Here is a 26,729-nt window from a genome sequence, read left to right as displayed (position 1 = left end):
AATCCCCAACCTTATGGTTGGGGATTGAGAAAAGTATTTTAAAATCTTATTTATTTAGATTTTTTTTCGTCACCTTCCATCTGCTCTTTCAACTGAGCAAGAACATCCAAATCACCTAAAGTAGATTTCTCGACAGAGTCTTTTACTTTTTTCACGGCTGAGTTGGCAGCTTTAGCTTCTTTCTTACGAGCATTGAACTCTTCGATACGAGCTTCCGCTTTTTGATCTTCCCAAATACGAGAGTGTGAAATGACCAAACGTTTGTTTTCTTTATTGAATTCGATGATTTTAAATTCTGTAACTTCATCAACTTTCAATGCGGAACCGTCCTCTTTTACGGAGTGTTTGTTCGGACAGAAGCCTTCAACTCCATATTGTAAAGCAACGATATCACCTTTGTCGCCGACCTTAATCACCGTACCTTCGTGAACGGAACCCTCTGTGAAGATGGTCTCGAATGTGTCCCAAGGATTTTCTTCCAATTGCTTGTGACCCAAAGATAATTTACGGTTCTCTTCATCAAGCTCAAGAACCACAACTTCTAATTTTTCACCAACTTTAGTGAACTCGTTAGGGTGGTTGATTTTCTTAGACCAAGATAAGTCAGAGATGTGGATCAAGCCGTCTATACCGTCTTCCAACTCGACAAATACACCGAAGTTAGTCATGTTTTTTACGATAGCAGACTGCTTAGAACCTACAGGGTAACGTTCTGTGATGTTTTTCCATGGATCAGGCGTCAATTGTTTGATACCTAAGCTCATTTTACGTTCATCGCGATCCAACGTCAAGATTTCCGCCTCAATTTCATCGCCAACTTTCAAGAACTCTTGCGGTGAGCGTAAGTTTTGTGACCATGACATTTCAGAAACGTGGATCAAGCCCTCAACACCAGGGATGATTTCTAGGAAAGCACCATAATCCGCAACGGTTACGATCTTACCTTTCACTTTAGAACCTACTGCTAACTCTGTATCTAAAGATTCCCAAGGGTGTTCTGATAATTGTTTCAAACCTAAAGCGATACGTTTTTTCTCGTCATCAAAATCGAGAACAACTACGTTGATCGTTTGGTCTAATGCCAATACTTCTTTCGGATGTTCGATACGTCCCCATGAGATATCCGTAATGTGAAGCAAACCATCAACACCACCTAAATCGATAAACACACCGAAATCTGTGATATTTTTGACTGTACCTTCCAATACTTGGCCTTTCTCTAATTTCGCAACGATTTCAGATTTTTGGTTTTCCAAATCATCTTCGATCAATACTTTGTGTGATACAACAACGTTTTTGAATTCATGGTTGATTTTTACCACTTTGAATTCCATCGTTTTGCCCACATAAATATCGTAATCGCGAATAGGTTTGATATCAATTTGAGATCCAGGCAAGAATGCTTCTACACCTCTGATATCAACGATTAAACCACCTTTTGTACGAGATTTGACGAAACCATCGATGATCGCATCATTTTCCAATGCATCGTTGATTGCTTCCCAAGATTTTTGTGTTTTAGCACGTTTGCGTGATAAAACTAATTGACCGTTCGCATCTTCCTGAGACTCTACGAATACATCAACCGCATCACCAACTTTCAAGTCAGGTAAGTCGCGGAACTCAGATAATGCTACAAGACCGTCTGATTTGAAACCGACGTTTAAAACGACATCTTTGTTATTGATAGATACAACGATACCTTCAATAATTTCTCCTTGATTGATTTGGTTGAAAGTTCCTGCATACTGCTCTTCCAATTTGTTACGCTCAGCTTCGCTGTAATTACCGAAAGCTTTTTCGTCCAACTCCCAATCGAAATCACCTTGTGGTGTGATCCAAGTGTTAGATTTAATTTCGTCGATCAATTTTGAATCTGCTTCAGACTCGATTTTTTCAGTGTCTTTCACTACTTTAGTGTCAGCACCTTGTAGCTCTGCGTTTTTTGCCGCTAACTCTTTTTCTGCTTCTTGTTTTTTTGCCATTAATTATTTTTTCTCCTTTTCCCCACGTCGTAGGGACTGCAAAAATACGAAAAACTTTTATATACAAGAGATTAAGTGAAAAAAATGTTTTCTTTGGATTTTTTGCTTACTGAGGTTCAAATACTGGTATTTTTTCCAGATTATAGAACCGCTTTTGTCGTCAATCCGTATGGTCATAAGCGATTTAAACTGTTGGATACTGCTTATTATTGAGGTACTGAATGTGGTAAATTGTTAAATAAAAATTTTCAAGAATCGCTTTTGAAGGAGTTGTACACGCGAGGTTTAACGATTTTAATACTTTGCTTGGACAATGCTATGGCAGCGTTTAGTTCAAAGCCTATAAGGAGAATGAGGGAATTAAGGTACATCCAAATCATGACCACGATAAGCGTTCCAATAGATCCATACAGCTTATTGTAAGCCCCGAAATTGTCGATGTAAAATGTGAACCCGGAAAAGGTCAATACTGCCAAAATTGTGGCCAAACTGGCGCCAGCATTAAAGAATTTCCATTTTTTGGCGTCGCTGGGACCGAATTTATAAAGGATACTCACTGTGAAAAAATAAATGCCAAACAGTACAATCCACCGTGACAGCGTGACTACAGACGTCCAAAACCAAGAAATATCGTAATCGATTTGTTTCTTTAAATAATTGATGACAAAGCCAGCTCCCGTGAATATGCCAATCCCCATTGCCAATGCTAAAATAATAGCAAAAGAGAGTCCAATGGCTGCTATTCGTCTACGAAACCAAGATCGCTTCTCTTTAGCGAGCGACGCTTTATTAAAAGCCATCATCAAGGTGGTCATGCCATTGGTGGCAAAAAATGTAGCCAATAAAAAACCTACAGACAATAGTCCAGAGTTTTGATTCCTCACAATATCCACCAGCGTAGCTTGTAAAAATTCATAAGCATTATGCGGTAAAGCCACTTGAATGAGATCTAAAAGCTTCTGTTGAAAGTTATCAACTGGAATATACGGAATCAACGTAAACAGAAATAGGATAGCCGGAAAAATAGCTAACATGAAATTGTATGCCAAGGAAGAAGCCTTATTCAAAATCGATTCGCGAGCAATCTCCTGAAAGAAAAAAGTAAACACCGTATAAAGCGGGAGTGAACCGAAACCTGGGACAATAGCTGCTTTCGTCCATTCAATAAACCGATCGTAAATTTTTAAACGTAAAAGGGAGCTATGTATGTTCTTTTGCATTATTCGCTAAAGTATCGAGCCATTTTTTCCTGAAATATTTGGGGAGCTTTGCAGGGGCGTTTTTTTTCCATGTCCACAAAAACAAGCTGCGTAGATCCTGTATTCAAAAGTACACCATTTTCATTAAAAACCTCATATTCAAATTTTATTCGCACGTTCGGCTTTTCACGGATATAGGTTTTTATGGTGATTAAATCATCGTAGCGAGCAGGCTGCATATATTTGCAGGTCAGGTCGGTCACCGGGAGCATCACGCCTATCTCTTCCAATTCTCTGTAGGAAATACCCGTACTTCTTAACATCTCTGTACGGGCGACTTCGTAGTAAGATGCATAGTTGCCGTAATACACGTATCCCATTTGATCCGTCTCTGCATATCTTGTCCTTATCGTGGTTTGGTGTGTAAACATCTTAAGCTTAAAATAGTAAAATGAGCCTTTGCCGTGTACGAGATACCGCCTACTTTCGTAACGTTTTCTTCCGTAGCTGCGCGTTAATTTGATTATTGAAAAATTATTTTTTGATATTTCTGGCGTCTAATGCACGTTGGAATTTTCGGGCGTTGACCAAATGCTCGGCCTGTGTGACCGCAAAATTGTGATAGCCAGAGAAGTCGTCTTTCGCACACATATAAATGTAATCATGCTTTTCGTAATGCAATACTGCATCGATAGCCGCTATGCTGGGCAACATGATTGGGCCTGGAGGGAGTCCTTTAAAACGGTATGTATTATATGGATTGTCGATCGTCAAATGCCTATTCAGTACACGACGGATGCTAAAGTCATTGTTTGCAAAGATTACGGTTGGATCCGCCTGAAGCAGAATGCCTCGTTTCAAACGGTTAAGATAAAGGCCCGCAATCTTCGGCATTTCATCTTTGTGCAGCGCCTCTCCCTTGACGATGGAAGCCAAAATACTGACTTCTGTTGGGCTTAGGTTCAATGCGGCAGCTTTTTCCTTTCGCTCTGTATTCCAAAATTTATTATATTCTTCATGAAAACGAGCGATAATCTTGTCCGGAGAAGTATTCCAGTAAATTTCATAGGTGTTTGGGATAAACATACTAAAGAAATTCGATTCCGTAAATCCATAAGATTCTGCTACCTTGTCATTTTGCAAAATATGCAGAAAAGCCGCGGAGTCGGCTTCAAAATTTTTACCTAAAAGCGCAGCGAAATTTTCTTTCAAACGAATATTCTCGAACCTGAACTTGACCGCTTCCTGATAGCCGCCACGCAGATTGCCGATAAGCCTTCTATTTGATAATCCTTCCGTTAATTTATATCGACCCGGTTTTACCGAGGCCGGATAGTCCATTGCCTTGGCTGCATAGTCGAAAAATCGCACATTTCCCACAATTTTTTTTTCTTTTAATTGTCGTAAAACGTCGGGATAGGTATCGCCACTGTGTACGTATAAATAGGGTTCGTTTTTTGTTACGCTAGGACCCAGAAAAGCTTGGTACCCTAAGTAGCCAACAACTATTCCGGCAATTAAAACGAGCAGTAGCAGGATTTTTAGGAATTTTGGGAAACCGTTTTTGTTGTCGCTCATGTCTACTTCTTTAATTTGATAATGTCAAGTTTACCGCTGTTCCTAGGCCGACAAACCCCGCGGTACTGTCGGGTTGTTGGCTAATGACTTTTGCACTGAGCGAATCAAGTATGGCGCCGCTATAATTGATCGTTCCTAAATTGAGACCTACACCTATTAGGGCAAAACGCGCTTCGTCCAGCGACAAACCGACAAGGTTGGGGAGCTCTACCTCACTGGCGCCTCGACCATTTCCTAAAATAAGGGTAACTTTGGAACCTTTCGGTACCATCCTACCAGCCTTCAACGGTTGGCCAGCAAATTTAACGTCTAAGACGACGTCTCGTGCAATATCCGAAATATACACCGTGTCCCCGACTTTGAGTGATTGATTCCTGAGAATAGCGGTAGCTTCGATAAAAGTTTTGTCGATAATGTCTGGAAATGACACCTCAGGAGGGACTTGAGTAATGATGGTTAGGTATATGGTACGGCCTGTTTTTACATGTGACTTAGGCTCAGGATCCTGCTCGATAACCAGCCCTGGCTTCATATCCATTTGGTAGACAGAGTCTATAAAATATTCCAAGTCGGCTTTTTCCAAAGCTTGGATAGCTTGGTCAATCTGCATACCTTTCACCTGCGGTACTTCGATGGCCACGCCATGTTTGGTATAGGCCTTCAAGCCGAAATAGATGACCAAAAATAACAGGACAATAACAACTAATGCTGCTATAAGATTTTTTCGAAAAGCATCTGTCTTCAGATACAACAATAGTTTTGACATGAATTCTTTGATATTATGCGAGCAATAGTTGCGCCAATTTGCGTCGTTTTGCCCGCACACGTTATATTAATATAATAAGCAAAAATATTCGTTTTTCCGTGGAACGCAAATTATATTTGCCTAGGTTTGACATTATTTGTGAAACTGGGTAGGTGTGCCAGATGATTTGATCGTTAAGATACCACCCCGCCTACTATCGAAGAAAATTAATACATGAAAAGAAAAGTAGCTTTAGTGACCGGTGGATATACCGGCGAAGCAGCGGTGTCTTTCAAAAGCGCCGAATTTGTGCATTCCCAATTGGATAAGGATCGCTACGATATCTATACCATAACTATTGCGGAGGATGCGTGGTTCCACGTAGATGATGCGGGTATAAAAATTCGGGTGAATAGAGAAGATTTTTCATTAACGATCGATGGACATCTAATTAAATTTGATATCGCATGCATAATTTTGCATGGTACGCCTGGTGAGGATGGGCGCCTGCAGGGTTATTTTGACATGGTCGGTCTTCCGTATACATCCTGTAGTGCATTGACCTCGGCGCTTACGATGAACAAAGGCTATACCAAAGCAATTTTAGCCGATATTCCAGACCTTTTTCTTGCAAAATCTGTTCTGCTCTTTGACACGGATCGACATACGGGAGCTGATAAAATTAAAGAACAGTTGCAGTTGCCTTATTTCGTCAAGCCCAACGCAGGCGGGAGCAGTATAGGTATGACCAAGGTTAAGGAGCTTTCAGAATTATCAGGCGCTTTAGATAAAGCATTCCACGCGGAGAACACCGGGAAGCAGGTGTTGATCGAGGAATTTGTGACCGGTAGAGAGTTTTCGCAAGGCATCTTCCGCGACGCAACGGGTAACTTGGTCGTATTGCCGGCGACGGAGGTAAAAACAACTCGTGAATTTTTCGATTTCGAAGCTAAATATATTCCGGGACTTACAGAGGAAATCACACCTGCCGACCTTTCGGACGAACAGCAAGCGAGAGCGTCACGCATCCTGCAGGATATTTACGTCCGCCTTAACTGCCGGGGTATGGTGCGGATAGATTATTTTCTGGAACAGGAAACTGATCGCTTCTATTTTATTGAAATTAACACCATCCCAGGGCAGACGCCGCAAAGCTTTATCCCACAACAAGTAAGGGCATTCGGCATGAAAGAGGGTGATTTTTATGCAGCGCTTATTGAGGCGGCATTAAAAAATTAAGGTTACAGATACCGCTGCTTGTGGCTCTTCCAAGCCGGTAGCCAATAGAAAAGGGGATAGCTTGATTAAAATCTATCCCCTTTACCATAACGACCTTCTCTAAGAAATGCGTTTCCATGTCTCAAATGTAAACGCATACTGGTGCCGCTCATCAGACTCGTGATGCACGCTGTCTATTTTTTTCCATTCGGAGGTAGGCAATTCTGGAAAATATGCGTCTCCTTCTATTGTGGTATGCACGCGTGTCAACAGCACCTCCTGTGCATGTGGCAACCACTGCTTGTAAATATGACCACCGCCAATAATAAAAATTTCCCGTTCATCACGACAGTAGGTCAGCACCTCATTCATGGAGTTTGCTACGTCAATCTCCTCGGCAAACCATTCCTCATTCCGTGTCAATACAATATTTCTTCTGTCGGGCAAAGCCTTGCCCATCGATTCGTAGGTTTTTCTGCCCATAACAACGGAGTGGGCAATAGTTTTATTTTTAAAATACTTGAAGTCGTCCGGCAAATGCCATAACATTTGGTTGTCTTTTCCAATCGCATTGTTCTCGGCGGCGGCTACAATCAATATGATCTTCAGGTTGCTCATACTTACAAAAGAGGATAAATAATTTTTTTCTTTGTCTTATAATAGTCGGCTACACAGCTACTGGAGCTTTGATATGTGGATGAAACGTATAGTTTTCCAATTCGAAATCCGTGAAGGTAAAATCAAATATATTTTTTACGGCGGGGTTGATCTTGATCGTGGGAAGAGGCTTCGGTTCACGTGTTAATTGCAGCGCGGTCTGTTCGAAGTGGTTACTGTAGATGTGTGCATCGCCCAATGTGTGCACAAAATCTCCGGCTTCCATGTCGCACACCTGTGCGACCATCATTGTCAATAGCGCATACGAAGCGATATTGAAGGGTACGCCCAAGAAAATATCCGCACTGCGCTGATACAGTTGGCAAGACAGCCGGGGCTTTGGTAATCCGTTCTCCGGGTCGGCTGGAGCAACGTAAAACTGAAAGAAGGCGTGGCAGGGAGGTAAGGCCATGTTTTCTATTTCTGCAACATTCCAAGCAGAAACGATTATTCTCCTCGAATCTGGAGATTTTTTCAGTTGTTGAACAACTTGCGCTATCTGGTCGATATGTCGTCCATCTGGTGTAGGCCAAGAGCGCCATTGAGAACCGTAAACCGGACCGAGATTACCATCGGCATCCGCCCACTCGTCCCAAATGCTAACGCCATTTTCCTTCAGGTATTTAATATTGGTGTCACCTTTTAAAAACCAAATGAGTTCATGAATGATAGAGCGCAGGTGAAGCTTTTTTGTGGTGACAAGCGGAAAGCCCGCCTGTAGATCGAAGCGCATCTGGTAACCAAATACACTGCGTGTTCCGGTGCCTGTTCTGTCCGTTTTATTTACGCCGTTTTCGTAAACGTGTTTAAGTAAATCGAGGTATTGTTTCATCCTGAAAAGTCCCAAAGGTGTGACCACGAAGATACTTGTTTTTACATCATTACAATATCACAATTTATCAACAACTCACATTTTAGTACTTTTTATGTATTTTTGCCAAAATCATGAGTAAAAAAGTCGCATTTTATACGTTAGGTTGCAAGCTGAATTTTTCGGAAACGTCGTCTATCGGCCGAATCTTTAAAGATGCTGGTTATGAAACCACGGCATTCAATAGTCCTGCGGACGTATATGTCATCAATACCTGTTCGGTAACGGACCACGCCGATAAAAAATGCCGTAAGGTCGTTAAAGAGGCTTTAAAGCATTCCCCCAACGCTTATGTGACTATCGTGGGATGTTATGCCCAGCTCAAACCGAAGGAAATTGCTGAAATTCCAGGAGTAGATATGGTTTTGGGGGCTGCCGAGAAATTTAACATCATCGAGCATATCAATGATTTGACCAAAACAGAGAAGGCAATAATCCACAACGCACCAATCGATGAAACAAACCAGTTTGTTTCTGCTTTTTCCATTGGCGATCGCACGCGAACGTTTCTGAAAGTCCAGGATGGCTGTGATTATTCGTGTACGTTCTGCACAATTCCGTTGGCACGCGGTGCCAGCCGGTCAGGAGGAATTGAAGATATTGTACATCAGGCGACGGAGATTGCATCTTCAGGTGTTAAAGAAATTGTGCTTACCGGCGTTAATATCGGCGATTTTGGTATCCGTGATGGTAAACGTCAGGATAAATTTCTCGATTTAGTAAAAGCGTTGGACGAAGTCGACGGTATAGATCGCATTCGCATATCTTCGATTGAGCCTAATTTGCTTGCCAATGAAATTATTGAGTTTGTCGCGCAATCCAAGCGTTTTGTTCCTCATTTTCATATGCCGTTGCAAGCTGGAAACAATAAGGTATTGGCCATGATGCGTAGACGGTATAAACGCGAACTTTATGCCGAACGTGTCGCAAAGATTAAATCGTTGATGCCAGATTGTTGTATTGGTGTTGATGTAATCGTGGGATTCCCCGGCGAAACCCGCGAAGACTTCATTGATACCTACAACTTCCTGAATGACATGGATATCTCGTATTTGCATGTGTTTACCTACTCAGAGCGTGAAAACACGATCGCCGCGCAGATGGAAGGTGCAGTGCCAGGCGTCCAGCGAAGTGACCGCTCCAAGATGCTACACATCTTGTCCGAAAAGAAACGCCGTGCTTTCTATGAAGGCCAGCTAGGTAAAGTTGGCGAGGTGTTATTTGAAGGTGATGTGAAAAATGGCTATATGCATGGCTTTTCGAAAAATTATGTGAAAGTTCGAGCTCTCTATGATCCTTTGCTTGTTAACGAGATTGTTCCTGTGAAGTTTTTGTCAATAACTGAACAAGGAGAGGTTGACATCGAGGAACTTCCCGAACTTCTCGTACATCCCTAAGGTTTCTTCATTGCATACTATCCTTTTTCGTGGGCGAATGCACCACGATATCCATCGATAGGCCGGCCTTTCAATGGCGCTATCGCTGCGTAGGGCGATTAGCTCCCCGCGGCATATTCAATACGACAACCACAATTAACATACAGACCACGCCCACAAATTGTAGCGTAGATACCGATTCATGCAAGACGAAATAGGACATGCAAACAGCAACCGGCAATTCCACCGAACTTAAGATGCTACCCAATGATATGCCGACTTTTGGCATGCCATAGGCAAACATAACGGGAGGAAGTACGGTACCAAAGACGGAGAGGAGCAGGCCGTAAGGTCCGATCTGCAAGAAGGTGTCTATCTGGAACAGGCTAAAAGGTTGCAATAAGATGAAGATAAAGATGCAAGCACCGGTTACCATGAATGCGCTTTTTTGCAGGGGAGGATGATCGTTGCCGACCCGTCCATTCACAATGATGAACATAGCATAGGCACTCGCTGCAAGCATGCCATAAAAAATACCCATCATATCTAAAGCATGAAAGTCTTGTTCCAGTAAGCCCGTAGCCAATACTGTCGCCAGTAATATCATACAAATACCAACGATGTTCCGTCGCGTCGGACTTTCCTTAAACACCAAAAATTCGATCAGCTGGCCAATCCAGATGTACTGCATCAGTAAGACAATGGCTAAAGATGCGGGAACAAGCTGTACGCATTTATAATACAGCAAACTTACGGCGCCTGTCGAAATACCACTTGCAAAAACTACCCACAGATTACTTTTCTTTGTATAGTTGCGGAAATATTTCCGATAGCTGGTGTACAGGATGAGTAAGGTCATCCATAGTAGCATCATACCAAATAACGCTTGCACACCTGTAACCTCACCCAAAGTGAAGCCCCTGGCGTAGGCTTTCTTCACAAAAGTCGACAGTATGCCAAAACTCGCTGCTCCGACTAATACGGCAGTAATCCCTTTGATCTTTTCCATGTTAATTCTTGCAAGTTACGAAAAGCTTGTTGGTTATAGTTTCTGTAAGTTGATTATTGATGATAGGAAGCCATTCGCTATTTTGCGGCTAGATCTAAGCGCGGATCTTTATAGTGTCTTAATAGGCTTGTTTTTTACGTCAGTAAATTTTCGCACGTTTATTGCTACTTGCAACATGGTTGATTACATTTGTTTATGGCTTCGAACTTGCATCGGTACGTATTTCACTTCCTGTATCTTGTTTTTATTATCGCTTTTCTCACCTCCTGTGGAGCTCGTCGGAAGGGTACGTCCTCTGTTCGCCCAAGAACGGAAAGTGGCGCATATGGGAAAAAAATTCCAACGGATGCGAGCGATGCAAGAGATAGACCGCTAACGAGATCAAAAATCGAAAATTATGCAGATATTCTTGGTGTTCCGGTTAGCGAACTGGAGAACAGGGAACTCTATCAATTTATAGACAAGTGGATGGGAAGTCCGCACCGACTTGGTGGGACCCAAAAATCTGGTATTGATTGCTCCGGGTTTGTCGGAATACTGTATCAGGAAGTCTACCGGAAGAATCTGCCCCGATCGTCCCGCGAAATGGGCGAACACGTAAAACGCAAATATGAAGATAAGCTTCGGGAAGGTGATCTGATTTTTTTCTCTTTTGGAGGTAAAAATATTGATCATGTGGGTGTTTATTTGCATAACAATAAATTCGTTCATGTATCTACCCGCAAAGGCGTCATCATTTCCAATATGAAGGATAGTTGGTATTATAAGTATTTTGTGCGTTGCGGCACCCCCAAAATCTAACATTTAAATTACATATCTAACGGTTTTCTACAAGTGACGGCGATCTAAGTTCGACCTTATTGTTTATTTTTGCGACATATCTCATCAATGTCATGACTAAAAGAACAAAGGCGATTTTCCTTGGATTGTGTATTATAGGTTCATTTTTTATCTATTGCGTTTTTTATTATTCCAATATGCTCAAAAATGCTCCCTATCGGTTTTCGGATTTTGAGTATATAGAGATTGCATATGGTACCAGAGACTCTATGCTGAACCGCTACAATTCCGCCACGCAAGATTATCAGTACCTCAACCGAAGCAATCAACTGCTGAAACAAAAACTGAAACTGACTGATGACGATTTGCTTTACTTGCACCGTAAAGCTATGGAGATGGGATTTTGGAATGTCGATGATGATATGACCACGCCGCGCAACAACGAAAACGAAGGTAGGGAAGTCCCACGTTATACCTTGGAATACAAATATAAAGAGAAGCGAAAAAAAGTGACGCTAGATGCCGATTATGGGGGCAACCAAAAAATGAAAGATGCGGCAAAAACTACGATCGAAAAGGTTCTTGAGATGATCAATATCGCGAATGCACGGTAATATCTTCAGCCTGTAATTGGCCTATATCAAGAAGAGCATGCGTAAGGATGCTCTTTTGTTTTTTCTAAGCCTAGGTATAAAATCGGTTTGTTTGTTTCAGAGATAACAACAACTTAATTTTATATTTACGATTTCTTTATTTCATTAGGCTATGTTTGCGAGCAAACAAATCATTCACTTTATGAAGAATATGTGTTGGGCATTATTAGCATATGCTCTATCAGGGACAGCGTTGGCGCAGGATGTTGCCCAAGGCATAGTTTACATCGATGCGAACGCTAATGGCGTACGGGATAAAAAAGAAGTAGGCCTGTCGGGCGTGGGTGTCAGCAATGGTGTACAAGTAGTACAGACTGATGCCAAGGGATACTACCAGCTACCCATTCAGGAGGATCAAATCATTTTTGTGATCAAGCCTGCAGGTTATCGGTTGCCGTTGGATGAGACAAATCATTCCAAATTCTATTACATTCATAAACCAAAAGGATCGCCGTCATTGAAGTTTGAAGGAGTTGCGCCGACGGGGAGGCTGCCCAAGTCGGTAGACTTTGGTCTACAGACCGTCGTAGAGCCCACGAAATTTTCTGCATTTGTCTTTGGCGATCCGCAAGCTTATGACGATGCGGAAATGACCTATTTTAAAAGCGCGGTTGTCGATGAAGCGAAAAAAATAAAGGGACCTTTGTTCGGAATTAGCTTAGGTGATCTTGTCGGAAACGATCTAAGCTTGCACCCTAGTTATAAACAAACGATCGGCGAAATGGGGATTCCTTGGTATAATGTGATCGGAAATCATGATTTAAATTTTGACGTAAAGAGCGATTCCTTATCGGACGAATCTTTCGAAAAACTTTTCGGCCCCGCAAATTATGCTTTTAATGTAGGCAATACACATGTTATTGTGCTGGATAATGTACTTTATCCACATCCGACCACAGGGAAAGGTTATCAAGGTGGATTTCGTAAGGACCAACTGGACTTTGTGGCCAACGACCTCCGTTTTGTGCCCACGGAAAAACTTATTGTGTTGGCCTTCCATATTCCTCTTAACCCCGATAATGAAGCATGGTTCAGGAATGAAGACAGGCAGCGCCTTTTCGATATTTTATCAGCCTACCCGTACACCCTTTCACTTTCCGCGCACACACACTTTCAACAACAGAATTTCTATAGCGATATACATGGATGGAAAGGGGAGAAACCTCACCATGAATACAATGTGGGCACGACTTCAGGCGACTGGTATTCCGGACTATTAAATGCACAGGGAGTTCCCGTGTCGACCATGCGCGATGGTACGCCAAAGGGATATGCCATTTTGCATATCGATGGCAATCAGTATACGTTTGACTACAAAGTTGTAGGGAAAGATACTGCGCACAGTATAGGTTTGTTTGGCCCTGCGGTCGTCGCCGAAAAATATGTCAGGAGATATGCGCTTTATGCGAACTTCTATATCGGTGCGAAAGGAGATAAGCTGCGCTATCAAGTAGATGGTGGAAAATGGAAAGAGATGGAACGAGTGGACGATCACGATCCTGCCTATACCCAAGAGGTTTTAAGATTTAATGGAACATCTGAACTGGTTCAAGGTCGGAGGCCCTCAGACGTCGTACCGTCCACACACCTTTGGAAAACCTCGCTACCGAAGTTGGCGATAGGTAGACACCTTATTCGCATTGAGGCACGCGATACCTTTGGACGCCTACACCATGCAGAGAAGGATATTACGGTAGTCGAATGATAAATCGGTAGGCCACTACGTTATTTAACTAACTGTTCATGTGGAATTAATATGAAATGTCCACCTTTGAATCACAGTAATTTTTGTTCATAGTGTTATGGTTATGTTGGCCTGTTGAGAAATATGCTTAAACAAAATTTGTTTTTATACAAATGGGAAAGGTTGCTTGCGCAACCTTTTTTTTGTGAAAAAATAATACCGGTATGATAGCCGATTACGCCAGTGCAGAATGGCGTGAATCATTATGTAACATCTCCCGCAAATCGTCGGAAGCTGGCAATTCGAAAACTTCAAGATCAAAGTATTTGATCGCTGCAAAAAGATGGTCAAAGATATTGGCCATCGTGTTTTCATAAAAGGTCCATTCCGTACTCGCTGCAAACATATAAAGCTCTAAGGGGAGTCCGTGTTCTGTCGGGGCAAGTTGTCTTATCATGAGCATGCGGTCTTGATGTATGCTCGGGTTGTTTTGAGCATAACGTTCGATATATTCCCTGAACAAACCAATGTTTGTCATCCTTCTCCCATTAATAGGCATAGACGCATCCGCTTGCACATCGATGTTATATTGCGCAATTTCCTCTTGCCTTTCTTTGATATAGGGCGCGAGCAGATGGATGCGGCTTAAACTACGGATTTCATCCTCATCAAGGTACCTTATCGAAGAGATTTTAATGTTGATCGCACGTTTTATCCGTCGTCCGCCAAATTGCCGCATGCCTCGGTAATTTTTGAACGAATCCGTGAGTAGGGTATGGGTAGGAATGGAAACGATGGTCTTATCAAAATTTTGAACCTTAACATTGTTCAGGTTGATTTGTATGACGTCGCCGTCCGCGCCGTATTTGGCCATTTCTACCCAATCTCCCACCCGCACCGAGTCGTTCGCAGAAACTTGTATACTAGCAACGAAACCTAGTATAGTGTCTTTAAAGACAAGCATCAATATAGCCGATGCTGCACCAAGCGAAACCAAGAACGACCAAGGTGAATTGCCGGTCACAACGGAAAAGATGATTGTGCCACAGATAAATAGCAAGATTATCTGTGCAACCTGTAGGTAGCTATCCAACGGCTTGTCGACAAAAACCTTAGAGGTTCTTAAAATATCTCTTGTGGTTTTTAGCAGCGCGCCGAATAACTGAAAAACCAAAATAATCATGAGAATGGACAAAAACTTTATTAACGCGGCGGTGAAAGTGGGAAAACCGACAAAAATTGCTGGAAGAAGCTGCTGTGCAAGGAAAACGGGGACTAAATGACTGAGGTGATTCAATACATTATTCTCCAGGAGTTTATCATCCCATGTGGCCGAAGTTTTGTGAATGAGTTTAACAAATAAACTTTTGAAAATCTTGCGGACAATAAAATCTGTCAGGAGTAATACAATAAGTGTGGCAATGAGTAATGAAATGGAGGTCATCAGGTGGCCAACTTGCTCTGGGAGACCTATGCTCACCATCATGCTGTATGTCCAATCGTAAATAAAGCTTTTCTGTAGGGTGGAAATGTCAATAAAATTTGTATTCTTCATATCAATGGACAAAGATACGAAAAATGAAAAAGATGGTTTTTAGGCCATCTCTTTATGTTGTGTTTCATGTCTATGCTTGAAAAGTACGGCAAATAAGATGGCTATAACAAAGGTGTATGCTGCAAATGCAAGCCAGATATGCTGCCAATCCTTCAAAAGAAGATTCTTACTCAAAGTGCCATCCTGAAGCACGGAGATACCTCGCCCCTTGACAAATCCAATTAAGTTTTCGTTCGACATCTCCGTTTTGAGGTAGCTGGCTAATCTAGACAGATCAGAAAAGTGTAAGGTAAAATAGTTGTCAATAATCCATCCAGATAGCAGGCTCCCCAATACGGCACCAAAGCCATTTGTCATCATCATAAACAAACCCTGCGCAGAGCTTCGTATGCGCGCAGTTGTTGATGTTTCTACAAACAGCGAACCAGAGATGTTAAAAAAGTCAAAAGCCATCCCATAAACAATACAGGATAGTACGATCATCCATAGTCCCGCGGACGGATCACCGTACGCAAATAGCCCAAAGCGCAGTACCCAGGCGAACATAGACAATAGCATGACTTTTTTAATACCAAACCGTTTTAAAAAAAAGGGGATCGCCAATATAAACAAGGTTTCTGACACTTGGGAGATGGACATGATGATGGTAGAATACTCCACGACAAAAGAATCCGCGTATTTTGGATAAAATTTAAATTCATCGAGGAACACGTCTCCATAAGCATTCGTTAATTGCAGCGCCCCGCCTAAAAACATAGAAAAAATAAAGAAAAGCGCCATTTTGTAATTGCCAAAAAGTTTAAATGCCTCTAAACCGAATGTCTGTATTAACGATTGATTCTCGCCCTTTACATTTCTTGGTGGACACTTGGGAAGGCTCCAAGCAAATAAACTCAATCCGAATGCAGCAGCACCTGCAATATGGAACTGGTGGGCAGTGGCCTTGTTGCCCGTCAAGTTGACTAACCACATCGCACCGATGAAACCCACAGTACCCCAGACTCTAATGGGTGGGAAAGCTTTAACGAGATCATATTTTCCGGTGGTTAATGCTGTGTAGGAGATGGAATTGGATAAGGCAAGTGTCGGCATATAAAAGCACATCGCCAACAGCATGATATAAAAAAATAACTGCGGATCGTCAACCTGTGGTAAGTAAAATAAGGTAGCAGCATACAGAAAATGCATGAGGCTATAAAGCCTTTCCGCATGAACCCATCGGTCGGCAATAATCCCCATTAGCGTTGGCATAAAAAGGGATGCGATACCCATCGTGGCAAATATGGCCCCAAACTGGGTGCCATCCCATTGTTTGGTGCCAAACCAATAGTTAGCGATTGTAATTAACCAAGCTCCCCACACAAAAAATTGAAAGAAGCTCATGATGGTTAATCGTAATTTAATGGACATAGTGTGGTTTTAGGATAATTATGATTTTCTACGTTCAATCTCGTCCCGTATTTTCGCAGCTGTTTCGTACTGTTCGGCTTCAATTGCTTTGCTCAACGTAGCTTCGAGTTGTTCGTCGTTTAGGTTGGCGTAAGGAGAGGCTGCCTGATTGCTCTTCTCGGATGTTGTCTCCTCTTTTTGGAGTGTATTCTCCTTAGGGGGGATATTTTCAATGTTTTCTAAGAAAGCGAAATCGTTGCTCTCGATAATGATGCCGGCAGCATCCATAATAAAATCATAGGTGTATATAGGGGATCCAAAACGTACGGCCAAGGCTACCGCGTCGGACGTACGGGAATCAAGTTCCACGGCTTTTCCCCCATTGGAGCAAATGAGCTTGGCAAAAAAAATACCATCTATCAAATTATAGATCAGGATTTCCTGGATTTTAATGTCGAAGTTGTCGGCGAATGATTTGAAAAGATCATGGGTAAGTGGCCGCGATGGCTGCATTTTTTCAATTTCGACAGCAATTGCCTGAGCTTCAAAACCACCAATAATAATAGGTAACCGGCGATTGCCGCCAATCTCGCCAAGTACCAATGCATATGCTCCTGATTGTGTCTGACTGTAGGATAACCCAACTATATCTAATTTGATTTTCTTCATTCTTAAAGCCTTACCTTGCTACAAAGATGTAAATATTCACGTCAAAATAAAAATGGCCAAACACAATTTCTTGATGTCTAGCCACTTACTTTGTTTCAATATGTTGTTTAGTTATTTTTATACGCTTTAATCGCTTCGATTAGCTGGGGTATCACTTCAAATGCGTCGCCCACAATGCCGTAGTCAGCAACTTTAAAAAAGGGAGCTTCTGGATCCTTATTGATCACGACAATCGTTTTCGAAGCACTGACCCCTGCCAGATGCTGAATGGCACCCGAAATCCCAATCGCTATGTACAGATTGGGTGTTACGGCCAAGCCTGTTTGGCCAACGTGCTCCTCATGCGGGCGCCAACCCGCATCCGAAACAGGTTTGGAGCAAGCCGTCGCCGCTCCCAAAACCTGCGCCAGTTCCTCGATCATAGCCCAATTTTCAGGTCCCTTCATTCCACGTCCCGCAGAAACAACAATATCTGCCTCCGGTAGCGATATTTTATCCGTCGCCCGCACGATATCCTTGATGATCGTAGATAAATCTGCAGGCAGCACCTGTGGCTCATACTTTTCCACAGTAACCTCGACAGGGGACACTTTTGCCTCTAAGCTATTTGGCGTTATGGCGATGACCTTTTTCTGCTCATGTAGCTCCTCCGTTGCAATGGCTTTGTTCGAAAACACCGCCTTTTTGATTGTCCAAGCCGCTCCAGAAATCTCCGGAAGGGAAATCGCGCCATCCGCTAAGGCTGCGCTCAGTTTTGCGGCCACCCGAGGGGCAAGGCCTTTTCCACTGAAAGAGTTGGCCAGCACCACCGTATTCGTATGCAGATTTTTCGCGACCTCCGAAATAACCGAAGCATAGGCTTGGTTAAGGAAGTGGCTCAGATCTTTTGTATTGACTTCAATGACCTTTTTTACCCCGTATTTGCCAACTTTTTCGAGTTGTTCCCCTGAAACATTTCCTATACTCAACGCCGTAACTTCCTCGCCTGTCATATCGCCAAGCGCTTTGCCATAAGATAACGTCTCATATGCTGATTTCTTTAGCTCGCCTTCAACGTTTTCTATATATACTAATATGGACATAATTATTTTTTCAAAAACATGGTTAACATTAAATTACTTTCGCTTCGCTATGTAGCAGTTGTACAAGCTGCTCGACATTGGCTTTATCAATAAGTTTGACCTCGCCACGCGGCGCAGGGGTATCGTAATGCGTAATCTTGGAAAGTACCGGAACAGCAATAGGATCTAAAACCTGTAAAGACTTCGTTCTCGCTGTCATGATGCCACGCATGTTCGGTATCTTAGGCTCCGCTACGCCCTCCGCTGTTCCAACAACGATGGGCAACGAAACGATCATCACCTCTTTTCCGCCTTCAATTTCTCTTTCTACACTTGCTTCCATACTGTTGATGTCCAGTTTTTTTGCAATGGAAATCGAAGGTATTTCCAATAGTTCACCCAGAAAACCCTGTACTTGCGCGCCGTTGTAGTCAATGGATTCGCGACCTGTCAAAATAAGATCAAAGGCATGTGCTTTCGCATAGTGGGCAATCTGGTTCGCCACAAACCAAGCGTCACGGGCAACCGAATCGATGCGAACAGCATCATCGGCTCCAACAGCCAAAGCTTTTCTAATCGTTGCGTCTGACGATGATTCGCCGACATGAATAACGGTTACAGTTCCTTGCGCCTCCGCTGCAAGCTCGACCGCTCTCGAAAGCGCAATCTCATCGTAAGGGTTGATTATGTATTGAACACCCGCGCTGTTGAACGAGGTATTATTATCTGTAAAGGTAATTTTGGATGTGGTATCCGGAACGTTACTGAGGCATACAAGTATTTTCATCAATTTATAAGTTTATTATTTTAAAAAGATCGAGGAGCGGGTAGTAGCCTTCTGTCTTCAAGCATAAAAACACGCCCTGTTACTAGCTGTCTTCACAAACCTATTGATTTTTGACACGAAAACCAAGCAATGCTATGCAAAGAAAATATCAATTAACAACGCTCTGATTTTATGAATATTTTAGTAAATCTGTGTTTGTATTAATATATTTATAAATATTATCGCGTTAACACATGCATAATTTTAATTTTTTTAAAATAAAGATTCATTGTTGTTATCGTCAATCAATTGTCATTTTTATATGCTAGCATAGTATTTTTTCTATTAAAATGTCAAGCCGTGTTCGGGATTAAACGCTACTATTTTATTAATTTTGTATTTTAAACAAGCCATAACGATCTATGTCGAACAGAATCGAAGAACTACAGGCATTTCTTGCGGAAACACCAAACGATCCCTTCTTAAAATATGCATTGACGCTAGAGTATAAAAAGCTGGGCGATCAAGATAAAACTTTATCTGGATTTAAAGATTTAGTCATGCACCATCCAGATTATGTAGGAACCTATTACCACTATGCAAAATACTTGGAGGAAATACAAGATAGAGAGCAGGCTTTCTTAATCTATCAGAACGGTCTTCAGGTAGCACAACGTGTAAAAAATAGGCATGCCTATAGTGAACTGCTTGCCGCATATAATCTCGCTCGTGGCATTGAGGAAGACGATTGGGATAATTAGACGGGGAGAACTTGCATAGTTAACATTTTGTGGTATCCTTTTTGTTGTTGATACCCAAAATCTTATGTGATGCGCTTCTTTGTATATTTAACTGGACTTGTAATTGTAGTTTTAACGACCTTTGGTTGCATAAACACTCGTACAAATGCGAGCATAGACAATAATAAGTTTGGAAAGATTACAGAGGGCAGGCTTGTCGGAACATATGGTGGCGATTTGCCCTGCACGGATTGCGAGGCTATTGCTACGGTGCTAACGATAGCAAGCGATAAGGCGTATACATTAGAATATGTATACGTTGGCAAAAGCACAGAGGCGTTTTCAAAAACTGGTAAGTGGGAACTGCAAGAGGGCGAGCTCAACTTGGAAGGCCTTGATTTTAAGTATAAGGTCGAACCAAACCAGTTGCGTCAACTGGATTTGTCTGGTAATGAAATTACAGGCGATTTAGCGGAGCGTTATATTTTACGCTCCTTAGAATAACCGGACGGCTGACTTGCAGCGTGATTGATCACCAATTATATCGATTAAGATTTTGCAATCCGCTTACTCGTAAAAAGTGCTGACTGTTCGTCAATGGTGGTTCTCTGTAAGATCTTTTAGCGTTTTCACTACAAAGTCTACCTCTTCCACAGTGTTGTACTTGCTGAAAGAGAAGCGAACGGAAGGACGTTCGCGATCACAATTCAGCGCCTGTAATACGTGGCTTCCGATTTCAGAACCCGAGCTGCAAGCGCTACCACCCGACGCGGAAATGCCCGCGATGTCCAAACTAAATAGTAACATATCCGCTATTTCGGTCTTTGGGAGTGCAATGTTCAATACGGTATAAAGTGATCTTGAAGCTTCTTCATTCCCATTTATGGTAATGCCCGGTAAAGCTTTCGCAAGTTCGCGTCGCATATAGTCTTTAAGGCCTTGGATATACTGCTGGTGATCCGCCATTTCCCGATAACTGATCTCAAGCGCTTTGGCCAACCCCACAATGCCGTAAACGTTTTCCGTACCACCACGCATGTTACGCTCCTGTGCACCGCCGTAAATGAGAGGTTTGATTTTGTTACGTCCATTGATGTAGAGAAAGCCTACTCCCTTGGGGCCATGAAACTTATGTGCTGCACCAGTTAGGAAGTCGATATGCAAGTCGGAGAGGTCGTGTGCATAATGCCCCATAGTTTGCACGGTATCGGAATGAAAAATGGCATTAAATTCTTGACATAGTTCGGATACCGCTTTGATGTCAGTCAAATTCCCAATTTCATTGTTCGCATGCATCAAAGAAACAAATGTCTTCGGATTGTTCGACAATAGTTCTCGCAAATGTGTAAGATCTACGTTCCCATGATCGTCAATGCGGACAAAATCCAACCGGATGTTTCCCCTTTTTTCTTGTTCTTCTAAGGTATGTAGAACAGCATGGTGTTCTAAGGGTGATGTCACGGCGTGCGTGATGCCTAGATCTACAATGGAACGAACGATCGCCATATTATCGGCTTCCGTTCCACCGGAGGTAAAAAATATTTCGGAGGGTGAAGCCTTTAATAAGCTCGCAATTGTTTTTCTAGCCTTTTCAACAATGGTTTTAACTTGTCTGCCATGTGCGTGGATGGAAGATGGGTTGCCGAAATTCTCGTGCATCGTTGTTGTCATCACCTCGATCACTTCAGGGTCTAGCGGGGTCGTTGCGGCATTATCGAAATATACTTGCATACTGCAAAAGTAATCAAAGGAAATGTAATTAAGAACAATAAATTCGTTAAGGAGTTAACAAATCTTTCGTTAAAAGCATAGGATAGCTTCTTTCTTCAGTCGATTCGGCTGTTTACTCATCCTTTTTTTTGAAAAAATGTATAGATAGAAAACAGTCCGCCGAATAAAGCTAAGTATAATATGAGGTCACCGTTACGCGTATAAAACGTCAGCTCTTCATTTAGGTTTATTTCTTGCGTCAGCGCACTAGGAACCCACCATTTTGTTTTTTGGACAATATCCCCGCGTTGATTGATAAAGCCGGAAATACCTGTATTTGCCGACCGAGCTACCCAACGCCGGTTCTCGATAGCGCGAAGTTTCGCGTATTGAAGATGCTGGTCTTTCCCAGAGGTGTCGCCCCACCAACCGTCATTGGTTACGATGGCTATAAACTGTGCACCTTGCTTGATATATTCGGCCACGTAGTTTCCCCAAATCGACTCGTAGCAGATTACGGGAGCTACGCCGATACCGCTTTGAGCATACAAGACCGAAGGTTCGGTTTGGCTGCCATAGCCGCCTGTAGAACCGCCGAAGTGCGCAAACAGTGGTTTCATAAACGCCAATACCCCTCCGAAAGGCAGCTGTTCTACGCCAGGTACGAGTTTGGACTTGTGGTAAAATTGTAGCTTGCTCGATTGGTCCACCAAAACAGCCGCATTAAATGGATCCAAAAAAACATGGTCGCCATATGGACGCGCTGTCATCGTTTTTTGGTAGTTATAGATTTGGTAACTCTCGATTCCGGAAAGGATGCTCCCGTTTTTGTAGCGATCAAGAAATACTTGAAGGCTATCAAATGCCGGCTGCCTCCTGAATTCTTCTTCATTTATGCCGCGGGTCGACGAGATGGCGGTTTCTGGCCAGATGAAAAATTCGGTATTTGGCTTCCCAACTGTGGCGGAAAGCTGTAGGAGGTTCCGCAGCTGTGCTTCCGGCGTAACCACATTAAACTTTTCGTAGGGATCGATATTAGGCTGTACAACAACAACCTCCGATGGACTGACATGCTCCTCGTAGTTCGTATACTGTAAAACTGATAGCCCAGCCGGGAACACAATCAGCGCTGCCAAAGTCAAAGCTATTTTTGTATTGTTTAGAACCGCTACGCGCTCAATCTTTTGCCAAATGAACAGAAAAATAAGTGCATTGCAAAGCCAGATCCAAAGTGTACCGCCATACACTCCCGTGATACTGTACCATTGCACTAGCTGATGGAAATTGGCAAAACCATTTCCTAAAGTCATCCAAGGAAAAGCCAAATCCCACCATTGGTGCAAGAATTCATAGCCCATCCATAACGATATAAGGCCGATAAAACCGAGGCCTATGCCCAGCTTCTTGCGCAATTCATAATACAGACGAAATGCCGTAGCCATCAGCAGTGGCGCAAGGCCGAAGGGTATCAGTGAAATCGGTAGCGCTACATAGCTGGGTAAGTAGGCACTCATGGCGTTGTATACCCAATAGATGGAGGCCGTATTCCAGACGAATCCTGTGAGGAAAGCTAGGGAGAATACCTTTCTGCCTTTGTTCGCTCTATCGCTACGGATAGTTCGCTCGATCGCAATGAGCAATGGAACAAATGCAAACAGTAACAGCGGACTGCTGTATGGGATAGGGGGCCATGCCAACCACAGTAGCATAGCGCTGGAAAGCGCAAGTAGATAATTGTTTTTCACGTGCTACAATTGTGATAAAAGCTCTGTCTTCTTTGTTTCGTACTCTGCCTGCGTAATCAACTGCCTATCGTATAGCGTTTTGAGTTTCTTTAGCTTCTGCGTCAGCTCATCATCTTCTTCCGAATGGAGGGTGGAAGATTCATCCCGCTCGCCAGAAAAAACTGCGGGTACAGGTAGTTGCCCGTCCAGCTCATCTATTTTTCGTGTGTGGGTATCCCCAATTTGCTGCTGGCTACTTGCCGCTTGATGATCTTTCTCGGGTTCGACGTTTGTCGCTGCAGGTTCTGTTTCTATGTGTTGGAAACTGCGGTCTACCGGAGGCCTTTCAACAGGTGCTTTTGTGCCTTCTAAAGCTTCTTTGATCAGTTGGTAGAGTTTTCGAGCCTGAACTTTAGGAATGTAATCAATTGTTAGATTTTCGCCAGCTTGTGGGATTACCGTCACTTTAGAGCCAAATATCTCTTCTTTGAATGCAATGTCTTTGATGTCATTCCAAGAAAATATCTCGAAATTGGTAGCCAAACCAAGCTTCGTGAATTCACATAGGAAAATTCGTTTGTTGCTGACCGTGATGCTATCGGGTAGCAACGTGACAGCAGGTTTCTTTTGCAGGGATATATATTGGATAAATTCGCCTGCCGTAAGCATGTCGATAATTTTATCGTGAATCTTTTCGACCACCTTAGGATCCTGTCCATCTTGAAGAAACTTTTCTATAGCCATTTTAAAATTTAATTAATGTTAATGCGCAAGGAACTAAACCATTACTGTGCAGCGCCGGCTACACAAAATACGAATTCTCCCTTTATGGGATTGTTCTCAAAATGTAATTTTAACATCGCTAAGGTTCCACGTGCGGTTTCCTCGTAAAGCTTGCTCAGCTCCCGGGAGATTGATGCCTCGCGTTCCTCGCCAAAATAGTGAATAAATTCATCGATCGTTTTTAAGATGCGGTGAGGAGATTCATAAAAAATCATCGTGCGTGTTTCTGCCACAAGTTGCTTCATACGTGTCTGTCTGCCTTTTTTAACCGGTAAAAAACCCTCAAAACAAAACCGATCGTTCGGAAGCCCCGAGTTGACCAGCGCAGGCACAAATGCCGTAGCACCGGGTAAACACTGTACTTCTAGACCTTCCTTGATAGCTTCGCGCACTAAAAGAAATCCAGGATCGGAAATGGCAGGGGTGCCAGCATCGGATATTAACGCTATTTGTTTTCCTTCTTTCAAAAATTTGAGGATTTCTGATACGGCTTTGTGTTCATTGTGCTGATGGTGAGCAAATACCCTTTTTTCAATACCGAAATGCTTGAGAAGCGGTGCACTGGTGCGCGTGTCTTCCGCCAGAATTAAATCCGCCTCCTTTAATAGGCGAATAGCCCTAAAGGTCATATCTTCCAAATTGCCTATTGGCGTGGGTACTAAATATAGCATAAACAAAGTTAAGAAAAATTACAGCTTATTTGCGTATGCGGGATCGTGCTATGTAGGGCCAAGCAACTGATGATACCTAAAATACGATGTGATGAACAATGTACAGGTATCTTAACCTAATCATTATAGTTGCTGTATGAAATCTAGGGAAAGCACGCTCAATAATTGTCGGGGCAATGACTATTTTTCCGCGAACCGTCTAAAACTACCGACAGGGGCTTGTCGATAGGAACGGAAGAGATAGCGAGCTAGTCTTCCAAATCAACAAAATCATCGCCATCGTAGGCAAATTCCTGAAGTTCAATGGAAGCTTCCTGTTCGAAAATATCTAAATCTTTCAACATAATCTAATTCTTTTTAATCAAGTATACACAAAGGTATCATCCTTAGGTAAATCGGAAGTTACCTTTAAATCAATTAATTGTTAATTCCTTTGTGATGCAATCAAATTTATGATATTTCTTTAAGACGAGCAAAGTTTTGATGTGAAATTTATAACAAATATGTCGTAGATTTGGAATATTGGCGATTCTGGGGGGAATTCGTTCTCACTTCTTATCTTTGTCCAAGTAAAAACGTTATTCTACATTATGCTACAAATAAATTTTATCCGTGAGAACAGGGATACGGTGATCGAGCGATTGGCCGTCAAGAATTTTAAAGACATCGATTTGATTGATCAATTGATTGAGCTGGATGAATCGCGTCGTAAAATTCAAAACGAGTCCGATTCCATCGCTGCGGAAGCCAATACTGCAGCAAAGCAGATTGGAGATTTGATGCGCCAAGGTAAGCGAGAGGAAGCTGAAGCGATCAAGTCCAAATCCTCCGGGTATAAGGAACAGGTGAAGCAACTCGCGGATAAGTTGGCAGAAGTGGAAAAAGAATTGCACGATAAGCTGGTGCAATTGCCTAATTTGCCGCATGCTTCAGTGCCGAATGGACATTCGGCAGAGGATAATGAGGTGGTTTTGGAACACGGGGAGGTCCCCGCATTATCTGCATCTGCCCAAGCACACTGGGAACTGCTAACGAAATATAATATTGTGGACCTAGAGCTGGGGGTGAAGGTAACGGGTGCTGGTTTTCCCGTATATAAAGATAAGGGAGCACGCTTGCAGCGAGCGCTGATCAATTTTTTCTTGGACCAAGCCGCCGAGGCTGGTTATAGCGAAGTCCAGGTTCCGATTTTCGTCAACGAAGCTTCTGCTTTCGCAACGGGGCAACTTCCGGATAAGGAAGGGCAGATGTACCATGTCACCGGAGACGACTTTTATTTGATTCCAACGGCAGAGGTGCCTGTAACAAATCTTTATCGGGACGTTATCGTCAAGGAAGAAGAGTTTCCGATCAAACACGCAGCATATACGCCGTGTTTTCGCCGTGAAGCGGGGTCCTACGGCGCACACGTACGCGGACTGAACAGATTGCACCAGTTTGATAAAGTAGAGACTGTTCAGATTGTGCACCCTGATCAATCTTATGCCGTTATTGAAGAGATGAGCCTATATATCCAAGGTTTGTTGCAAAAATTGGAACTGCCTTATCGTGTGTTGCGTCTCTGTGGTGGAGATATGAGCTTCACGTCTGCGTTGACCTATGACATGGAGGTTTTCAGTGCCGCACAACAGCGTTGGCTAGAAGTGTCTTCGGTTTCCAACTTTGAAACGTATCAATCTAACCGCCTGAAAGTGCGTTTTAAAAACGCAGAGGGAAAAATGCAGCTCGCCCATACATTGAACGGATCTGCATTGGCCTTGCCACGCATCGTTGCATCTATATTAGAGAATAATCAATCTGAAAAAGGAATTCGTATTCCAGCAGTACTGGTGCCGTATACAGGTTTTGAATGGATCGACTAAACACCCGTTTTGGGTGTCCTAAAGAAGCGTAGACGGTTATTTTC

General features: G+C 42.8%; 25 protein-coding genes. 8 read left to right on the top strand and 17 right to left on the bottom strand.

All coding sequences use genetic code 11. From position 1 onward, the window contains the following. Positions 1-50 precede the first annotated feature (50 nt). From rpsA to IE165_RS02330, 5 genes are all read right to left on the bottom strand, one after another. Positions 51-1,985, bottom strand: coding sequence for a 30S ribosomal protein S1 (rpsA, locus tag IE165_RS02350; RefSeq protein WP_189625004.1), 1,935 nt, complete (start codon positions 1,983-1,985; stop codon positions 51-53). A 248-nt stretch (positions 1,986-2,233) separates the two neighbouring features. After that, positions 2,234-3,205: a YihY/virulence factor BrkB family protein gene (locus IE165_RS02345; protein ID WP_189625003.1), complete on the bottom strand. Its 972-nt coding sequence runs from the start codon at positions 3,203-3,205 to the stop codon at positions 2,234-2,236. Next, a complete protein-coding gene (locus tag IE165_RS02340; RefSeq protein WP_189625002.1) occupies positions 3,205-3,615 on the bottom strand; it encodes an acyl-CoA thioesterase in 411 nt (136 codons plus the stop codon). Before IE165_RS02340 ends, IE165_RS02345 begins: the two co-directional genes overlap by 1 nt. A 103-nt stretch (positions 3,616-3,718) precedes the next feature. Further along, entirely contained in the window at positions 3,719-4,762 is a 1,044-nt protein-coding gene (gene mltG / locus IE165_RS02335) for an endolytic transglycosylase MltG (RefSeq protein WP_189625001.1), read from the bottom strand. A 10-nt stretch (positions 4,763-4,772) separates the two neighbouring features. Then, positions 4,773-5,528 (bottom strand): PASTA domain-containing protein, encoded by a 756-nt coding sequence (locus IE165_RS02330; protein ID WP_189625000.1) that lies wholly within the window; start codon positions 5,526-5,528, stop codon positions 4,773-4,775. 213 nt (positions 5,529-5,741) lie between these two features. On the opposite strand from IE165_RS02330, the gene IE165_RS02325 reads away from it, so the two are divergent. Further along, a complete protein-coding gene (locus IE165_RS02325; protein WP_189624999.1) occupies positions 5,742-6,746 on the top strand; it encodes a D-alanine--D-alanine ligase family protein in 1,005 nt (334 codons plus the stop codon). 99 nt (positions 6,747-6,845) lie between these two features. Here the strand turns inward: IE165_RS02325 and IE165_RS02320 are convergent, their stop codons facing one another. Further along, positions 6,846-7,343 carry a dihydrofolate reductase gene (locus IE165_RS02320; RefSeq protein ID WP_189624998.1) on the bottom strand — a complete coding sequence of 166 codons (498 nt, stop codon included), beginning with the start codon at positions 7,341-7,343 and terminating at the stop codon, positions 6,846-6,848. A gap of 49 nt (positions 7,344-7,392) precedes the next feature. Further along, complete coding sequence (locus IE165_RS02315) at positions 7,393-8,214, bottom strand: thymidylate synthase (RefSeq protein ID WP_189624997.1); 822 nt, start codon at positions 8,212-8,214, stop codon at positions 7,393-7,395. Between the two features lie 113 nt (positions 8,215-8,327). On the opposite strand from IE165_RS02315, the gene mtaB reads away from it, so the two are divergent. Continuing rightward, positions 8,328-9,650: a tRNA (N(6)-L-threonylcarbamoyladenosine(37)-C(2))-methylthiotransferase MtaB gene (mtaB, locus tag IE165_RS02310; protein ID WP_189624996.1), complete on the top strand. Its 1,323-nt coding sequence runs from the start codon at positions 8,328-8,330 to the stop codon at positions 9,648-9,650. A gap of 79 nt (positions 9,651-9,729) precedes the next feature. Here mtaB and IE165_RS02305 read toward each other — a convergent pair whose 3' ends face one another. Next, positions 9,730-10,638, bottom strand: a complete 909-nt coding sequence (locus tag IE165_RS02305) for an EamA family transporter (protein ID WP_189624995.1) — start codon at positions 10,636-10,638, stop codon at positions 9,730-9,732. 195 nt (positions 10,639-10,833) lie between these two features. Here IE165_RS02305 and IE165_RS02300 point away from each other — a divergent pair, with 195 nt between their 5' ends. The 3 genes from IE165_RS02300 to IE165_RS02290 all read left to right on the top strand — a co-directional run bounded on the left by IE165_RS02300 (position 10,834) and on the right by IE165_RS02290 (position 13,776). Then, complete coding sequence (locus tag IE165_RS02300) at positions 10,834-11,439, top strand: C40 family peptidase (protein WP_189624994.1); 606 nt, start codon at positions 10,834-10,836, stop codon at positions 11,437-11,439. A gap of 176 nt (positions 11,440-11,615) precedes the next feature. Continuing rightward, positions 11,616-12,032 carry a hypothetical protein gene (locus IE165_RS02295; protein ID WP_189624993.1) on the top strand — a complete coding sequence of 139 codons (417 nt, stop codon included), beginning with the start codon at positions 11,616-11,618 and terminating at the stop codon, positions 12,030-12,032. Between the two features lie 181 nt (positions 12,033-12,213). Then, the gene (locus tag IE165_RS02290; protein WP_189624992.1) at positions 12,214-13,776 is read left to right on the top strand and encodes a calcineurin-like phosphoesterase C-terminal domain-containing protein; all 1,563 of its coding nucleotides are present in this window, start codon (positions 12,214-12,216) and stop codon (positions 13,774-13,776) included. 214 nt (positions 13,777-13,990) lie between these two features. On the opposite strand, the gene IE165_RS02285 is transcribed toward IE165_RS02290, so the two are convergent. The 5 genes from IE165_RS02285 to IE165_RS02265 all read right to left on the bottom strand — a co-directional run bounded on the left by IE165_RS02285 (position 13,991) and on the right by IE165_RS02265 (position 19,216). Beyond that, a complete protein-coding gene (locus tag IE165_RS02285) occupies positions 13,991-15,310 on the bottom strand; it encodes a mechanosensitive ion channel family protein (RefSeq protein ID WP_189624991.1) in 1,320 nt (439 codons plus the stop codon). 39 nt (positions 15,311-15,349) lie between these two features. After that, positions 15,350-16,720, bottom strand: coding sequence for a nucleoside permease (locus tag IE165_RS02280; protein WP_189624990.1), 1,371 nt, complete (start codon positions 16,718-16,720; stop codon positions 15,350-15,352). Between the two features lie 18 nt (positions 16,721-16,738). Continuing rightward, on the bottom strand, positions 16,739-17,368 hold the full coding sequence (locus IE165_RS02275; protein ID WP_189624989.1) for a bifunctional nuclease family protein: 630 nt from the start codon (positions 17,366-17,368) through the stop codon (positions 16,739-16,741). Between the two features lie 107 nt (positions 17,369-17,475). Then, entirely contained in the window at positions 17,476-18,450 is a 975-nt protein-coding gene (locus IE165_RS02270; RefSeq protein WP_189624988.1) for an electron transfer flavoprotein subunit alpha/FixB family protein, read from the bottom strand. Between the two features lie 28 nt (positions 18,451-18,478). Beyond that, a complete protein-coding gene (locus tag IE165_RS02265; protein WP_189624987.1) occupies positions 18,479-19,216 on the bottom strand; it encodes an electron transfer flavoprotein subunit beta/FixA family protein in 738 nt (245 codons plus the stop codon). Between the two features lie 401 nt (positions 19,217-19,617). Here IE165_RS02265 and IE165_RS02260 point away from each other — a divergent pair, with 401 nt between their 5' ends. Both IE165_RS02260 and IE165_RS02255 read left to right on the top strand, forming a co-directional pair. Beyond that, a complete protein-coding gene (locus tag IE165_RS02260) occupies positions 19,618-19,956 on the top strand; it encodes a tetratricopeptide repeat protein (RefSeq protein ID WP_189624986.1) in 339 nt (112 codons plus the stop codon). Positions 19,957-20,025: 69 nt separating this feature from the next. Beyond that, positions 20,026-20,439, top strand: a complete 414-nt coding sequence (locus IE165_RS02255) for a copper resistance protein NlpE (RefSeq protein ID WP_189624985.1) — start codon at positions 20,026-20,028, stop codon at positions 20,437-20,439. Positions 20,440-20,529: 90 nt separating this feature from the next. Here the strand turns inward: IE165_RS02255 and IE165_RS02250 are convergent, their stop codons facing one another. From IE165_RS02250 to rsmI, 4 genes are all read right to left on the bottom strand, one after another. Next, positions 20,530-21,666, bottom strand: coding sequence for a cysteine desulfurase family protein (locus IE165_RS02250; protein WP_189624984.1), 1,137 nt, complete (start codon positions 21,664-21,666; stop codon positions 20,530-20,532). 116 nt (positions 21,667-21,782) lie between these two features. Beyond that, positions 21,783-23,390 carry an apolipoprotein N-acyltransferase gene (lnt, locus tag IE165_RS02245; protein WP_189624983.1) on the bottom strand — a complete coding sequence of 536 codons (1,608 nt, stop codon included), beginning with the start codon at positions 23,388-23,390 and terminating at the stop codon, positions 21,783-21,785. A gap of 3 nt (positions 23,391-23,393) precedes the next feature. Next, positions 23,394-24,113: a PH domain-containing protein gene (locus IE165_RS02240; RefSeq protein WP_189624982.1), complete on the bottom strand. Its 720-nt coding sequence runs from the start codon at positions 24,111-24,113 to the stop codon at positions 23,394-23,396. A 41-nt stretch (positions 24,114-24,154) separates the two neighbouring features. After that, positions 24,155-24,823, bottom strand: coding sequence for a 16S rRNA (cytidine(1402)-2'-O)-methyltransferase (rsmI, locus tag IE165_RS02235; RefSeq protein WP_189624981.1), 669 nt, complete (start codon positions 24,821-24,823; stop codon positions 24,155-24,157). A 590-nt stretch (positions 24,824-25,413) separates the two neighbouring features. Between rsmI and serS the strand changes: the two genes are divergently transcribed. Beyond that, the gene (serS, locus tag IE165_RS02230) at positions 25,414-26,685 is read left to right on the top strand and encodes a serine--tRNA ligase (protein ID WP_189624980.1); all 1,272 of its coding nucleotides are present in this window, start codon (positions 25,414-25,416) and stop codon (positions 26,683-26,685) included. The last annotated feature ends 44 nt before the right edge of the window (positions 26,686-26,729 follow it).

The sequence above is a fragment of the Sphingobacterium griseoflavum genome, assembly GCF_014653155.1.
In the GTDB taxonomy this organism is placed as follows: Bacteria; Bacteroidota; Bacteroidia; order Sphingobacteriales; family Sphingobacteriaceae; genus Sphingobacterium; species Sphingobacterium griseoflavum.
Note: the sequence above shows the minus strand (reverse complement) of the source record. Positions and strands in the feature narration are given on the sequence as shown.